The sequence below is a fragment of the Mesorhizobium sp. M0037 genome, assembly GCF_040323635.1.
Lineage (GTDB): Bacteria > Pseudomonadota > Alphaproteobacteria > Rhizobiales > Rhizobiaceae > Mesorhizobium.
Map to the genome: position 1 here is coordinate 128220 of NZ_JAMYVB010000015.1, position 13130 is coordinate 141349.

17 protein-coding genes are annotated in these 13130 nt (G+C 62.7%); 13 read left to right on the forward strand and 4 right to left on the reverse strand.

What is annotated here, in order from left to right; all coding sequences use genetic code 11:
• Window positions 1–58 precede the first annotated feature (58 nt).
• Window positions 59–643: an invasion associated locus B family protein gene (locus tag NKJ78_RS22080; protein WP_023668422.1), complete on the reverse strand. Its 585-nt coding sequence runs from the start codon at window positions 641–643 to the stop codon at window positions 59–61.
• 363 nt (window positions 644–1006) lie between these two features.
• On the opposite strand from NKJ78_RS22080, the gene coxB reads away from it, so the two are divergent.
• The 13 genes from coxB (at window position 1007) to NKJ78_RS22145 (ending at window position 10941) form a co-directional block, all read left to right on the forward strand.
• The gene (coxB, locus tag NKJ78_RS22085) at window positions 1007–1903 is read left to right on the forward strand and encodes a cytochrome c oxidase subunit II (protein ID WP_050485823.1); all 897 of its coding nucleotides are present in this window, start codon (window positions 1007–1009) and stop codon (window positions 1901–1903) included.
• Window positions 1904–1941: 38 nt separating this feature from the next.
• Window positions 1942–3594 carry a cytochrome c oxidase subunit I gene (gene ctaD / locus NKJ78_RS22090; protein ID WP_023668420.1) on the forward strand — a complete coding sequence of 551 codons (1653 nt, stop codon included), beginning with the start codon at window positions 1942–1944 and terminating at the stop codon, window positions 3592–3594.
• Between the two features lie 71 nt (window positions 3595–3665).
• Window positions 3666–4610 carry a heme o synthase gene (locus NKJ78_RS22095; RefSeq protein WP_023668419.1) on the forward strand — a complete coding sequence of 315 codons (945 nt, stop codon included), beginning with the start codon at window positions 3666–3668 and terminating at the stop codon, window positions 4608–4610.
• Window positions 4607–4762, forward strand: coding sequence for a cytochrome c oxidase system small membrane protein (locus NKJ78_RS22100; protein WP_023668418.1), 156 nt, complete (start codon window positions 4607–4609; stop codon window positions 4760–4762). Before NKJ78_RS22095 ends, NKJ78_RS22100 begins: the two co-directional genes overlap by 4 nt.
• Window positions 4763–4770: 8 nt before the next feature.
• The gene (locus NKJ78_RS22105) at window positions 4771–5397 is read left to right on the forward strand and encodes a cytochrome c oxidase assembly protein (RefSeq protein ID WP_023727487.1); all 627 of its coding nucleotides are present in this window, start codon (window positions 4771–4773) and stop codon (window positions 5395–5397) included.
• A gap of 1 nt (window position 5398) precedes the next feature.
• The gene (locus NKJ78_RS22110; protein WP_023668416.1) at window positions 5399–6280 is read left to right on the forward strand and encodes a cytochrome c oxidase subunit 3; all 882 of its coding nucleotides are present in this window, start codon (window positions 5399–5401) and stop codon (window positions 6278–6280) included.
• A gap of 77 nt (window positions 6281–6357) precedes the next feature.
• Entirely contained in the window at window positions 6358–6498 is a 141-nt protein-coding gene (locus NKJ78_RS22115) for a L,D-transpeptidase family protein (RefSeq protein WP_023668415.1), read from the forward strand.
• A gap of 13 nt (window positions 6499–6511) precedes the next feature.
• Entirely contained in the window at window positions 6512–6898 is a 387-nt protein-coding gene (locus NKJ78_RS22120; protein ID WP_023685423.1) for a DUF983 domain-containing protein, read from the forward strand.
• On the forward strand, window positions 6895–7650 hold the full coding sequence (locus NKJ78_RS22125) for an SURF1 family protein (RefSeq protein ID WP_023685424.1): 756 nt from the start codon (window positions 6895–6897) through the stop codon (window positions 7648–7650). The genes NKJ78_RS22120 and NKJ78_RS22125 overlap by 4 nt, the downstream gene beginning before the upstream one ends.
• Before the next feature lie 162 nt (window positions 7651–7812).
• Window positions 7813–8823, forward strand: coding sequence for a 4-hydroxy-3-methylbut-2-enyl diphosphate reductase (gene ispH / locus NKJ78_RS22130; RefSeq protein ID WP_023692071.1), 1011 nt, complete (start codon window positions 7813–7815; stop codon window positions 8821–8823).
• Between the two features lie 7 nt (window positions 8824–8830).
• A complete protein-coding gene (locus tag NKJ78_RS22135; RefSeq protein WP_023824241.1) occupies window positions 8831–9793 on the forward strand; it encodes a homoserine kinase in 963 nt (320 codons plus the stop codon).
• The gene (rnhA, locus tag NKJ78_RS22140; protein ID WP_023818961.1) at window positions 9790–10326 is read left to right on the forward strand and encodes a ribonuclease HI; all 537 of its coding nucleotides are present in this window, start codon (window positions 9790–9792) and stop codon (window positions 10324–10326) included. The genes NKJ78_RS22135 and rnhA overlap by 4 nt, the downstream gene beginning before the upstream one ends.
• Window positions 10327–10356: 30 nt before the next feature.
• Entirely contained in the window at window positions 10357–10941 is a 585-nt protein-coding gene (locus NKJ78_RS22145; protein WP_023824240.1) for a histidine phosphatase family protein, read from the forward strand.
• 72 nt (window positions 10942–11013) lie between these two features.
• Here the strand turns inward: NKJ78_RS22145 and NKJ78_RS22150 are convergent, their stop codons facing one another.
• From NKJ78_RS22150 to NKJ78_RS22160, 3 genes are all read right to left on the reverse strand, one after another.
• Window positions 11014–11493 carry a DUF2938 domain-containing protein gene (locus NKJ78_RS22150; RefSeq protein ID WP_023706669.1) on the reverse strand — a complete coding sequence of 160 codons (480 nt, stop codon included), beginning with the start codon at window positions 11491–11493 and terminating at the stop codon, window positions 11014–11016.
• An 87-nt stretch (window positions 11494–11580) separates the two neighbouring features.
• The gene (locus NKJ78_RS22155; protein ID WP_023668407.1) at window positions 11581–12063 is read right to left on the reverse strand and encodes a peroxiredoxin; all 483 of its coding nucleotides are present in this window, start codon (window positions 12061–12063) and stop codon (window positions 11581–11583) included.
• 111 nt (window positions 12064–12174) lie between these two features.
• A complete protein-coding gene (locus tag NKJ78_RS22160; RefSeq protein WP_023706670.1) occupies window positions 12175–12981 on the reverse strand; it encodes a protein-disulfide reductase DsbD domain-containing protein in 807 nt (268 codons plus the stop codon).
• Window positions 12982–13130: the final 149 nt, after the last annotated feature.

Consider the following 13130-nt stretch of genomic DNA (forward strand, 5'->3'; position numbering starts at 1 on the left):
CAGCCAAAGATCAAACCCGTGGGAATTGTGAGGAAAGACGGTTTCGCAAGCATCAAGCTCAGGGCAGGGCGGCAAAACCGTCGGCGAAGCCCTTGAGGTCGACGGGGATGCCGATGCCTTCTTCCGGCGTCTGGAAGACGATGAAGGTGGCCGACGTCCCGGTCTTCAGCGTATCGAGCAGCGGCTTTTCGAGAATGACCTCGGCATAGCAGCCGTCCTGGAAGCAGCGCACGAAATAGGCGCGGCCGATATCCTTGCCGTCGACATTGAGGCCCAGGCCATTGGGCAGCAGAACGCCGAGCGGCGCCAGCACGCGCAGGATCTCGGCCTTGTTGTCGGCGGTGCGCAGGACGACGACGGACAGTCCCATTTCCGGGCGATCCTCGGCAACGACGTTCTGCATCATCACGCATTGTTCCGAGGTGGCGCCGGCCGGCGTGTCGCAGATGATCGACCACGCGCCATGCGTTGACTTGACCGTGCCGCTGGGCTGCGCTGCATTGGCGACGCCGGTTGCGGACGAGCCGATACCGATCAGGGCGGCGAGAAAAACGACCTTCGCCCCGCTTCTCGAAAGCCAGGCGCTTTTCGAATGCCAGGCGCTCTTCGAATGCCAGGCGTTTCTCGAAAGCCAAGAGGTCATGACGGCTCCATTGCGAATCACGGCACTTTAAGCCGCGCCAAGGCCAAGTAAAGGATAGGGCGACCGCCGGTCAGCCCCGGCAGGCGCAATAATGCGCTTTTCCCTAGCAAATTCGCCCGAATTGCGACCGTCGGGCGCATTCCGGACACAAGCCCGCATAGCCTGTCTGTCGACGACCCGCGCGGGCCACGAGGCCGTCGAAACAGCGCGGCAGCACTTGCGCGCAAAAATGCCGCACGGTTTCGCCCGCTCCTTTCTTGCGGAGGGAAATAGAGTATGGTTTGAACCACCCTTGGGACTGTCCGGGATTCCCATCCCGGCATTGTTCGATATTCTTGCGTCGCGATCGCGAGGAACCGGGAGATGAAGAGGGCGATGAGAAAATTCCCAGCAAGCGCCAAATTGATGGCAACGGCAGGCGCCGCCGCCGCATTTTTCGCCGGTGCCTCCGCCCATGCGGCCCAGCCGCAGCCGTGGGAGATGACTTTTCAGCCGCCGGCGACAGACATGATGCGGCAGATCGAGTGGTTCGGGAACTACACGATGTGGTTCGTCGTCCCGATCACTGCTTTGGTTCTGGCGCTTCTCGCCTGGTGCATCTTCAGGTTCCGCGCCAGCAAAAACCCGGTTCCGTCCAAGACCAGCCACAACACGCTGATCGAGATCATCTGGACAGTCGGGCCGGTCGTCGTCCTGCTGTTCATCGCCATTCCCTCGTTCCAACTGCTGACGGCGCAGTACACGCCGCCGGAAGAGGCCAAGCTGACCGTCAAGGTAACGGGCAATCAGTGGAACTGGGACTATGAGTACCAGACCGAGAACACGCTCTCCTTCAACTCGGCCATCCTGCAGGACGCCGACCGCGCCGCGATCGGCAAGGAAGACCGCAAGGTCTATCCGCGCCTGCTGGCGGTCGACAACGAGCTGGTCGTGCCGGTCAACACCATGACGCGCGTCCTGGTTACCGCAGCCGACGTGATCCATTCCTTTGCCGTTCCGGCCTTCGGCATCAAGATGGACGCGGTTCCCGGCCGCACCAACGAGACGTGGTTCAAGGCGGAAAAGGAAGGCATCTATTACGGCCAGTGCTCGCAGCTCTGCGGCAAGGACCATGCCTTCATGCCGATCGCCGTCCGCGTCGTATCCGATGCGCAGTACAAGACCTGGCTGGCAGCAGCCAAGACCGACCTCCCCGGCGCCAACAAGGCGCTGATGGCCGAGGTCGACGGTACCAACAAGGTAGCGGCCGCCGGCAATTGATGCCGCGGGTTAGCAAGAATTAGGGAACGGAGCCGACCATGGCAGAAGCTGCAGCTCACGACGACCACGACCACAAGCCCTATCATGGCTGGGTCCGGTGGGTGTACTCCACCAACCACAAGGACATCGGCACGCTCTACCTGATCTTCGCGATCTTCGCGGGCATCGTCGGCGGCGCGCTTTCGGTCGTCATCCGCATGGAGCTGCAGGAGCCGGGCATCCAGATCTTCACCGGTCTGGCGCAGATGGTCTATGGCATGAACGGCGATGCCGCCATCGACGGCGGCAAGAGCATGTACAACGCCTTCGGCACCGCGCACGCGCTGATCATGATCTTCTTCATGGTCATGCCGGCGCTGATCGGCGGCTTCGCCAACTGGATGGTGCCGATCATGATCGGCGCGCCTGACATGGCCTTCCCGCGCATGAACAACATCTCGTTCTGGCTGCTGCCGCCGGCCTTCCTGCTGCTCATCGCTTCGGCTTTCATGCCGAGCGCGCCCGGCGCCTATGGCGTTGGCGGCGGCTGGACGCTCTATCCGCCGCTGTCGACCTCCGGCCAGCCCGGGCCGGCCATGGATCTGGCGATCCTGTCGATCCACATTGCCGGCGCGTCCTCGATCCTCGGCGCCATCAACTTCATCACCACCATTTTCAACATGCGCGCGCCGGGCATGACGCTGCACAAAATGCCGCTATTTGCCTGGTCGGTTCTGATCACCGCCTTCCTGCTGCTCTTGTCGCTTCCGGTTCTGGCCGGTGGCATCACCATGCTGCTTACCGACCGCAATTTCGGCACCACCTTCTTCGCCCCGGATGGCGGCGGCGATCCGATCCTGTTCCAGCATCTGTTCTGGTTCTTCGGTCACCCCGAAGTGTACATCCTGATCCTGCCGGGCTTCGGCATCATCAGCCACATCGTCTCGACCTTCTCGAAGAAGCCGGTGTTCGGCTATCTCGGCATGGCCTACGCCATGGTCGCGATCGGCGCCGTCGGCTTCATCGTCTGGGCGCACCACATGTACACGACCGGCCTGTCGCTCGACACGCAGCGCTACTTCGTCTTTGCCACCATGGTCATCGCCGTGCCGACAGGCGTGAAGATCTTCTCCTGGATCGCGACGATGTGGGGCGGCTCGATCTCGTTCAAGACGCCGATGCTGTGGGCGCTGGGCTTCATCTTCCTGTTCACGGTCGGCGGTGTCACCGGCGTCCAGCTCGCCAATGCCGGCCTCGACCGCTCGCTGCATGACACCTATTTCGTCATTGCCCACTTCCACTATGTGCTGTCGCTGGGTGCGGTCTTCGCCATCTTCGCCGGCTGGTACTACTGGTTCCCCAAGATGACCGGCTACATGTACTCGCCGGTGATCGCCAACACCCACTTCTGGGTCACCTTCGTCGGCGTCAATTTGATCTTCTTCCCGCAGCATTTCCTCGGCCTGGCCGGCATGCCGCGCCGCACCATCGATTATCCCGACGCGTTCGCCGGCTGGAACATGGTGTCGTCCTACGGCTCCTATATATCGGCCGTCGGCGTGGTGATCTTCCTCTATGGCGTGTTCGAGGCCTTCCAGAAGAAGCGCGTCGCCGGCGCCAACCCGTGGGGCGAGGGTGCAACGACGCTCGAATGGCAGCTGCCTTCGCCGCCGCCTTTCCACCAGTGGGAACAGCTGCCGAAGATCAAGTAAGGCAGCCCGAATACGAAACCGCCGGCCCGCCGGCGGTTTTCGGCCAACGGAATGATTGGACTTATGTACGCATGGCCCTTGTCGACGACCCAATGATTGACGAAGCGGGCTTTCGCATGTCGGAAGCCACGTCGGGCGATTTCTTCGCCCTGCTGAAGCCGCGCGTCATGTCGCTGGTGGTGTTCACGGCCTTTGTCGGCATGGTCGCTGCGCCCGTGACCATCAACCCGCTGCTGGCGGTGATCGCCATCCTGGCCATTGCCATCGGCGCCGGCGCCTCGGGTGCGCTCAACATGTGGTACGACGCCGACATCGATGCGGTGATGAGCCGGACCGCCGGCCGCCCGGTACCGTCCGGCCGCATCCTGCCCGGCGAAGCCCTGAGCTTCGGCCTTGTGCTTTCGGTGCTGTCGGTGATGACGCTGGGCGTGCTGGTCAACTGGCTGTCGGCGGCGCTGCTTGCCTTCACCATCTTCTTCTACGCCGTCGTCTACACGATGTGGCTGAAGCGCTCGACGCCGCAGAACATCGTCATCGGCGGCGCCGCCGGCGCCATCCCGCCGGTCATCGGCTGGGCCGCGGTGACCGGAACGGTGAGCCTGGAAAGCCTCGTCCTGTTCCTGATCATCTTCCTGTGGACGCCGCCGCACTTCTGGGCGCTGGCGCTGTTCAAGTCCGACGACTACGCCAAGGCCGGCATCCCGATGATGCCGAACGTTGCCGGCCAGGCCTCGACCCGCCGCCAGATCTTTGCCTACGCCCTGATCCTGGCGCCGATCGGCGTGCTGCCCTGGGTGCTCGGTTTCACTACCGCCTTCTATGGCGTCGCATCAGTGGCTCTCGGCGCCGGCTTCGTCTGGTATGCCTGGAAAGTGCTGTGCATGACCGATAGCGACCGCGTCATGAAGCCGGCCAAGGCTCTGTTCGCCTATTCGCTGCTCTACCTCTTCGCCATCTTCGCCATCTATCTTGCCGACTGTGTCGTCGGTCGCGCTTTGGCCATCGGTGGAGCATGACCATGATCGACAAGAAGCTTGAACTGGTCACGCTGACCGAAAGCCAGAAGAAGGCGCGGCGCAACCGTTCGGCGGCGATCGGCGTCGCGCTGGCGATTCTGGTCGTCATCTTCTACGTCGCGACCATCGTGAAATTCGGCCATACCGGATGAGGCCGATGATGACCCGCCAGACCGTGACCGATCCCAGGAAGAAGAACACCAACCGCGTCGTCGCCGCCGTCTGCGTCGCCTTCTTCGGCGGCATGATCGGCATGGCCTACGCCGCGGTGCCGCTCTACAAGATGTTCTGCCAGGCCACCGGCTATGGCGGCACGACGCAGCGCGCCGAAAAGCAATATGCCGGCCGCATCCTCGACCGCGACATCACCGTGCGCTTCGACGCCAACACCAACGGCATTCCCTGGCAGTTCCAGCCGGTCGCCCGTTCGGTCACCATCAAGATCGGCGAGACCACGCAGGCGCATTACAGCGCCACCAATAAGTTCGACCGCGCCGTTACCGGCCGCGCCACCTTCAACGTGCAGCCGGAACTGGCGGGCCCCTACTTCAACAAGGTCGAGTGTTTCTGCTTCACCGACACGACGCTGAAGCCCGGCGAGACGCTGGACATGCCGGTCGTGTTCTATGTGGATCCCGATATCGTCAACGTGCCGGAACTGAAGGACTTGAAGACGATCACCCTGTCCTACACCATGTTCCCGGTCCAAAAAAACAAGCCGGTGGCGTCATCGACGCCGAACAGCAGCAGCAAAGTTTCAGATACCGAAGCAAATCTCGGGGGTTGATATGGCAGACGCGCACGCAAAACCACAACACGACTACCATCTCGTCAACCCGAGCCCGTGGCCCTTCCTGGGGTCGATCGGCGCGCTGGTGACTGCAGTCGGCGGCGTCGCCCTGATGCAGTATCTCAAGAACGGCGATTTTCCGATTTTCGGCCACAACATCGCCAATCCGTGGCTGTTCTTCATCGGCCTGGTCATCGTCCTCTACACGATGTTTGCCTGGTGGTCGGACACCATCAAGGAAGCGCATGAGGGCCACCATACGCGCGTCGTGTCGCTGCATCTGCGCTACGGCATGATCATGTTCATTGCTTCGGAAGTGATGTTCTTCGTTGCCTGGTTCTGGGCCTATTTCGATGCCAGCCTGTTTCCGAGCGAAGTGCAGAATTACGCCCGCACCGCTTTCACTGGCGGCGTCTGGCCGCCGAAGGGTCTCGAAGTCCTCGATCCGTTCCATCTGCCGCTCTACAACACCATCATCCTGCTTCTGTCGGGCACCACGGTGACATGGGCGCACCATTCGCTCATCCATGGCGACCGCAAGGGCCTGATCAACGGCCTGGTGCTGACCGTCGGCCTCGGCATGCTGTTCACCATGGTGCAGGCCTACGAGTACATGCACGCTCCGTTCGGCTTCAAGGATTCCATCTACGGCGCCACCTTCTTCATGGCGACCGGCTTCCATGGCTTCCACGTCATCATCGGCACCATCTTCCTGCTGGTCTGCCTGATCCGCGCCTGGAAAGGCGACTTCACGCCCAAGCAGCATTTCGGCTTCGAGGCGGCTGCCTGGTACTGGCACTTCGTCGACGTGGTCTGGCTGTTCCTGTTCGCATCGATCTACGTCTGGGGATCGGTCGGCGCGGTGATCGAAGGCCACTGACGGCTTTCACCGAACCGACAAATCAGAAGGGCGGTCGCGGCAACGCGGTCGCCTTTCTTCTTTTCGGCGCCCCATCAATGGCCAACGGATTCGGCTGGTCGGGCTGGCTGCTTCAATTGGTCGACTGGACCGATGGCTGCATTGGGGTTACCGACTGCGACATGGACGAAATCTGGACTATGGTGCCGGATGGAACGCTGATCGAAATCGAGCCGTAAAGCATGACTATCCATGAGTGAAGACAGGGCGATCTGGCCACCCATCGAGCCGATCTCGGCCGGCCTGCACGGACGCTGCCCGCGCTGCGGCGAAGGACGGCTGTTTTCCGGCTTCCTCACCGTCGGCAAGCGCTGCAACAATTGCGGCCTCGACTATTCCTACGCCGATGCCGGCGACGGCCCGGCGGTGTTCGTCATCCTGATCATCGGCTTCATCGTCGTGGGGCTGGCGCTGTGGGTGGAGGTCACGCTGAGCCCGCCGCTCTGGCTGCATTTCATCATCTGGATACCGCTGGCCGTGGGACTGTGCCTGACGGCGCTGAGGTTGATCAAGGGGGTGCTGCTGACGCTTCAATACGCCAACAAGGCGGCCGAAGGCCGCCTGGACCAAGGGCAATGAGCGAGGCGCTGACCAAGCCCGCCGGCCGCTCGCGGCCGAAGACGGCATTGCTGCTCGGCCTCGGCCTGGTGGTGTTCGTCATCCTGCTCGGGCTTGGCACATGGCAGGTGCAGCGCCTGTACTGGAAGGAAGCCCTTCTGCAGACCATCGACCAGCGCACCCATTCAGCGCCGCAGCCGCTGGCGGACGTCGAGAAGGAATTCGCCGCCACCGGTGATGTCGACTACACGCCGGTCACCGTCAGCGGGACGTTCCTGCACTCCGGCGAGCGGCATTTCTACGCCACATGGGACGGCGACGCCGGCTTCAACGTCTATACCCCGCTGGCCCTCGACGATGGCCGCTATGTCCTGATCAACCGCGGCTTCGTTCCCTATGATGTCAAGGATGCCGCCAAGCGCCCGCAAGGGCAGGTGACCGGCAAGGTCACGGTCACCGGCCTGGCGCGCAACCCGCTGCCGGCCAAGCCGTCGATGATGCTGCCCGACAATGACGTGGCCAAGAACATCTTCTATTGGAAGGATCGTGATGTCATGGCGGCGAGTGCCGGCCTGCCGGCCGGTGCCGTGCTGGTGCCGATCTTCATCGACGCCGACAAGACGCCGAACCCGGGCGGGCTGCCGGTCGGCGGCGTCACCATCATCGACCTGCCGAATTCTCATCTGCAATATGCCTTCACCTGGTATGGCCTGGCGGCGGCTCTTGCCGCGGTTCTGATCGTCAGGCTGCGCGGTCCGGCAAAGACTGAATGATCCAGAGCATCACCCCGAAAAGTGGGAACCGGTTTCGGACAAGATCATGCTCCAACAAAGAGTTAGATCAGGTTGACCATTCAACCTGATCTCAACTGCCCTTGACAGGGCAGGGGTGCACACCTCATTTCGCGTCACGATACGATCAACCGATCTGGAATCATGCTGCAGACCGCCACAAAACCACCGCTGACGATCCGGCTCTGCCAGCCGCGCGGCTTTTGCGCCGGTGTCGACCGCGCCATCCAGATCGTCGTGCTGGCGTTGAAGAAATACGGCGCGCCGGTCTATGTCCGCCACGAGATCGTGCACAACCGCTATGTCGTCGAGGGCCTGCAAAGCCTTGGCGCCGTTTTCATCGAGGAACTCTCGGAAATCCCGGCCGAGCACCGCAAGTCGCCGGTTGTCTTCTCGGCCCACGGCGTGCCGAAATCGGTGCCGGCCGACGCCAAGGCACGCGAGCTCTTCTATCTCGACGCCACCTGCCCGCTGGTGTCCAAGGTGCACAAGCAGGCGATGCGCCATCAGCGGCTCGGCCGCCATGTGCTTCTGATCGGCCATGCCGGCCATCCCGAAGTGATCGGCACCATGGGCCAACTGGCTGAAGGCGCCGTCACGCTGATCGAGACCGAAGCCGACGCTGGGACCTTTGCCCCCGCCGACCCGGAAGCGCTCGGCTTCGTAAGCCAGACAACGTTGTCGGTCGAAGACACTGCCGGCATATTGCGGGTGCTGCAGGAGCGCTTCCCGCAACTGCATGCACCGGCCGCCGAATCGATCTGCTACGCCACCACCAACCGCCAGGAAGCGGTCAAGGAAACCGCCGCCGGCGCCGATCTCTATCTGATCGTCGGTGCGCCCAATTCCTCCAATTCGCGCCGTCTTGTCGAAGTGGCGGAGCGCGCCGGCGCCACCATGTCGCTTCTCGTACAGCGCGCCGCCGAAATTCCGTGGAATGACATCACAAATATATCGACGCTCGGCCTGTCTGCCGGCGCGTCGGCGCCGGAGATCATCGTCGACGAGATCATCGACGCCTTCCGCCAGCGCTTCGAGGTGAACATCGACCTGGCGATCACGGCCACCGAAACGGAGGATTTTCCAGTCATGCGGGTTCTGCGCGATGTCGAACTGACGCGGGCCGACATGGCCTTCGTCAACGGAGCCGCGTGAACAGCCCATGGCGGTCTACACCGACGTCAATGAGGGCGAACTCGGCGCGTTCCTGAGGGCATATCCAGTCGGCGAACTCTTGTCCTACAAGGGTATCGCCGAAGGCACGGAGAATTCGAATTTCCTGCTGCACACCTCAAGCGGCTCTTACATACTGACGCTCTACGAGAAGCGCGTCGACAAGGCCGACCTGCCGTTCTTCCTCGGCCTGATGGGCCATCTCGCCCGCAAAGGCATTTCCTGTCCGCTGCCGGTGACCGCGCATGACGGCACCGTCATCGGCACGCTGGCCGGCCGTCCCGCGGTCATCATCACCTTCCTCGAAGGCCTGTCGCTGCGGCGGCCGACAGCGGCGCATTGCGCGGAGGTCGGCAAGGCGCTCGCCGCCCTGCATCTCGCCGGCCAGGATTTTGCGATGACGCGTGACAACGCGCTCGCCATCGAGGGCTGGCGCAAACTCTGGAATGCCTCGCGCGACCGAGCCGACGAGGTCGAGCCGGGACTGGCGGCCGAGGTCGACGCGGATTTCGCGGATTTCGAACGCCATTGGCCGCAGGGCCTGCCGGCAGGCATCATCCATGCCGATCTGTTTCCCGACAATGTCTTCTTCCTCGGCGAGAAACTGTCCGGCCTCATCGACTTCTATTTCGCCTGCCACGACCTCTACGCCTATGACGTCGCCACCTGTCTCAACGCCTGGTGTTTCGAGAAGGATTTCTCCTTCAACCTGACCAAAGGCACGGCGCTGCTGGCCGGCTATCAGAGCGTGCGGCCTTTGAGCGATGGCGAGAAAGCAGCGCTGCCGATGCTTTCTCGCGGCTCGGCGCTGCGCTTTATGCTGACCCGGCTCTATGACTGGCTGACCGTTCCCGACGGCGGGCTGGTCATGAAGCGCGATCCGACCGAATATATCCGCCGCATGCGCTTCCACCGCGCGATCAAGTCGCCTTCTGAATACGGACTGACATGACCAAGCAGGTTGAAATCTTCACCGACGGCGCCTGCTCGGGCAATCCCGGTCCCGGCGGCTGGGGCGCCATCCTGCGCTTCAACGGCAAGACCAGGGAATTGTCGGGCGGCGAGGCCGAGACGACCAATAACCGTATGGAGCTGCTGGCCGCCATCTCGGCGCTGAATGCGCTGAAGGAGCCGTGCGCCGTCGAGCTTCACACCGACAGCAAATATGTCATGGACGGTATCTCCAAATGGATCCACGGCTGGAAGAAAAACGGCTGGAAGACCGCCGACAAGAAGCCGGTCAAGAACGGTGAACTGTGGCAGGCGCTGGATGAGGCCAATGGGCGCCACAAGGTGACCTGGAACTGGGTCAAGGGCCATGCCGGCCACACCGAGAACGAACGCGCCGACGAACTCGCAAGGGAAGGTATGGCGCCGTTCAAGAGGGGCTCAGCCAAACCTGCGGCGCCGAAAGTGGCGCTGAAGCCGGCGGCATCCGAGAAGCAGCCGGCGCCACGGGCACGGCGCTCGACCCAAAGCTATTGAGCTCAAGCTATCGGCAAGGGGATCTCACTCATGCCGATCGTATACTACATCACCCATCCCCAGGTTCAGATCGATGCCAACGTTCCCGTGCCGCACTGGGGGCTGTCCGAGATCGGACGAGCGCGAGCATCAGCCATGCTCGATCAGCCATGGGTCGGATCGATCCGCCGTGTCGTCTCGTCGGCCGAGCGCAAGGCGATCGAAACCGCCGAGATCCTTGGCAAACACCTCGGCCTCGCGGTCGAGGTGAAGGAGCGCATGCATGAGAACGATCGGTCGGCAACCGGCTTCCTGCCGCCGCCGGAGTTCGAGGCGGTCGCCGACCAGTTCTTCGCCAATCCGCACAAAAGCATTCGCGGCTGGGAACGGGCCATCGACGCCCAGCAACGCATTGTCAGCGAGGTCGAAACGGTGCTGGGTGCTGCCGACGGCGGCGACATTGCCTTCGTCGGCCATGGCGGCGTCGGAACATTGCTGCTGCTCTCGCTCAGCGGCCGCGCAATCAGCCGCGCGGCGGACCAGCCGGCCGGCGGTGGTAATTACTTCGCCTATGACGTCGGCACGCGCCGCGTCGTCCACGGATGGCGGCCGATAGACAGTCTGGCGTCGCGCTAAAGCGGATGTCAGGAGATCATCGATACCGTAGCCGCGATGAAGCCGCGCGCGACCAACAGATAGAACCCGTCCTCAGCGGATCAGCAGGGCCGTGCCGTAGAGGCCGAGCGCGAACACCGTGTGCGAGATCACGTTGAAGGCGCGGATCTGCATCGCGTTGGGGCGCTTTGAGGCAGCCCAGCCGCCGCCCATGCCGGGCGCCAGCAGGAACCAGCCGGCGCCGATGGTGACCATGCCGAGGATGAAGGCCGGCAGGAAGGTCGGCGCGTCCAACCATGCCGTGCCCACCAGCGCCACCAGGATGAAGCCGTAGACGATGCCGGTGACATAGTGGAAAGCCCAGCCCAGCGCCTGCTCATGCGCATAGGGTGCGGCTTGGGCGATATCGTCGTGGAAAACCTTGCCTTCCCTAAGGTGCCAGACCCAGCGGCCGGGCGGCCCCCAGTTCGGCCGCGGCTGGCTGAGCGCCAGATGCAGGAACAGCGCCCAAAGATCCATCAGCACCGTGGCGCCGATGCCAATCGCAATGCTGCGCCAGATGATGTCAAACATCGTCGATGTCCCCCAAAGCAGGCAATCCGGCTGGAAGCGCGTGGTCGTCAGGCCATGGCGTTCATGAGCCGAGGCGGCCGCCGCGGTTTAGAGCTGGCTCAGAATGTGAGCGGCACCCGACGTGTCGACTCCTGGCTTGGTCTCGACGTTGAGCGCGGTGACCTTGCCGTTGTCGACGATCATCGAGAAGCGCTTCGAGCGCAATCCCATGCCGCCGCTGGAATAGTCGGAGTCGAGGCCGATCGACTTGGCGAAATCGCCATTGCCGTCGGCGAGATAGAGGATCTTGCCTTGACCGCCGGTGAAATTGGCCCAGGCGCCCATGACATGGACATCGTTGACGGAGACGACGGCGATGGTGTCGACGCCGCGGGCCAGGATGGCATCGTGGTTCTCGAGATAGCCCGGCAGATGATTGTTGCTGCAGGTCGGCGTGAAGGCGCCTGGAACGCCGAACAGCACGACCTTCTTGCCCGCGAAAATCTCGGCCGAGGTGATCACCTTGGCGCCGTCGGCGGTCATTTCCTTGAAGGTCGCATCGGGCAGTTTGTCGCCAACGGCAATCGTCATGATGGTCCTCGTGTGAAAAGCAGGGAAGGTTTCTTGCGATAGCGAAATCGGGCATCTCCCGCAACCGCCGACAAGGCCTGGATCAAGGGAAAGCCCTGATCGGGTTCGGTATCAGGGGAACGGCAGAACGCCCTCGACCGCGCCTTCGGCACTTGTCAGGGTGTAATACAACCCGCCATCGGTCGGTGTCGTCGACGGCCGGTCGAGGATCGGAATGGTAAATACCAGCCGGCCGTCCTTTTCGCTGCGTGCAGGCGCCCCGAACATATAATCGCGTCCCCCGGCGACGAATAAATCCGCCGCCTCCGGATCTCCGGGAAAAGTCGCCTCGACCATCAGCGTCTCATGGTCGCCCGGCAGCACCTTGATCCCGAAATCGGGCTTGGCAGGCGCGGGCAAGGTGGCGAGTGCAGCCTTCACCAGCGCCGCATCCTCGGCATTGTCGGGATCGGCGGCGGGATCGACGCTCAGCCGCGTCTGCACCGGAATACAGATCGTCTCGCAGATGCCGAGAAAGATGTCGGCATCGATGACGGCCGCATCCCCAGGCGACGACAAAGTGAATGTCACCGGCAGCGAGACCGGATGGTTGTAGCCGGCCCATTTGCCGTAGCCGTCGTCATGGCGCTGCGGCGGCGGGAAGGAAAACGCCGCATCGGTGATGTTGGTGCTGGCCGAAACGTCGATCTGCGGCGGCACGCCGGCGTCGCCCGGATCGCGCCAATAAGTTTTCCAGCCGGGCTTGAGCGCGATGTCGAGCACGCCCTGTATGCGACCGGCCTCGTCGGCCTTGCCTGTTGTCACCAGCCGCACCTTGCCGCCTTCGCTGTTGTACCATTCCGACGAGGAGGCGGCGGCGGGCAGGACTGCTCCGCATCCGATAGCAATACCGAGCAGCAGGATTTTCAAGCTTTGCATGGCGTTGATTTGATCGTCAGTTCATGGCCGCGCAATGTTTTCATGGCGCTCTGCGTATCATATTTGCGTGACCTTCGGGCAAGGAACAGTTGGCTTCAAGCAATCGGCCGAGTGAAGTTCGCAGTCAAGATTCCGTTGTTCCAACCGTT

What these genes read in the sequence shown, in the direction of transcription:
- NKJ78_RS22135 (WP_023824241.1), top strand. Translation starts at nt 8,831, where the DNA reads ATGGCGGTCTACACCGACGTCAATGAGGGCGAACTCGGCGCGTTCCTG.
- NKJ78_RS22100 (WP_023668418.1), top strand. Translation starts at nt 4,607, where the DNA reads ATGACCATGATCGACAAGAAGCTTGAACTGGTCACGCTGACCGAAAGC.
- NKJ78_RS22110 (WP_023668416.1), top strand. Translation starts at nt 5,399, where the DNA reads ATGGCAGACGCGCACGCAAAACCACAACACGACTACCATCTCGTCAAC.
- NKJ78_RS22115 (WP_023668415.1), top strand. Translation starts at nt 6,358, where the DNA reads ATGGCCAACGGATTCGGCTGGTCGGGCTGGCTGCTTCAATTGGTCGAC.
- NKJ78_RS22160 (WP_023706670.1), bottom strand. Translation starts at nt 12,981, where the DNA reads ATGCAAAGCTTGAAAATCCTGCTGCTCGGTATTGCTATCGGATGCGGA.
- NKJ78_RS22125 (WP_023685424.1), top strand. Translation starts at nt 6,895, where the DNA reads ATGAGCGAGGCGCTGACCAAGCCCGCCGGCCGCTCGCGGCCGAAGACG.
- ctaD (WP_023668420.1), top strand. Translation starts at nt 1,942, where the DNA reads ATGGCAGAAGCTGCAGCTCACGACGACCACGACCACAAGCCCTATCAT.
- NKJ78_RS22120 (WP_023685423.1), top strand. Translation starts at nt 6,512, where the DNA reads ATGAGTGAAGACAGGGCGATCTGGCCACCCATCGAGCCGATCTCGGCC.
- NKJ78_RS22150 (WP_023706669.1), bottom strand. Translation starts at nt 11,493, where the DNA reads ATGTTTGACATCATCTGGCGCAGCATTGCGATTGGCATCGGCGCCACG.
- coxB (WP_050485823.1), top strand. Translation starts at nt 1,007, where the DNA reads ATGAAGAGGGCGATGAGAAAATTCCCAGCAAGCGCCAAATTGATGGCA.
- ispH (WP_023692071.1), top strand. Translation starts at nt 7,813, where the DNA reads ATGCTGCAGACCGCCACAAAACCACCGCTGACGATCCGGCTCTGCCAG.
- NKJ78_RS22095 (WP_023668419.1), top strand. Translation starts at nt 3,666, where the DNA reads ATGGCCCTTGTCGACGACCCAATGATTGACGAAGCGGGCTTTCGCATG.
- NKJ78_RS22105 (WP_023727487.1), top strand. Translation starts at nt 4,771, where the DNA reads ATGACCCGCCAGACCGTGACCGATCCCAGGAAGAAGAACACCAACCGC.
- NKJ78_RS22155 (WP_023668407.1), bottom strand. Translation starts at nt 12,063, where the DNA reads ATGACGATTGCCGTTGGCGACAAACTGCCCGATGCGACCTTCAAGGAA.
- NKJ78_RS22145 (WP_023824240.1), top strand. Translation starts at nt 10,357, where the DNA reads ATGCCGATCGTATACTACATCACCCATCCCCAGGTTCAGATCGATGCC.
- NKJ78_RS22080 (WP_023668422.1), bottom strand. Translation starts at nt 643, where the DNA reads ATGACCTCTTGGCTTTCGAGAAACGCCTGGCATTCGAAGAGCGCCTGG.
- rnhA (WP_023818961.1), top strand. Translation starts at nt 9,790, where the DNA reads ATGACCAAGCAGGTTGAAATCTTCACCGACGGCGCCTGCTCGGGCAAT.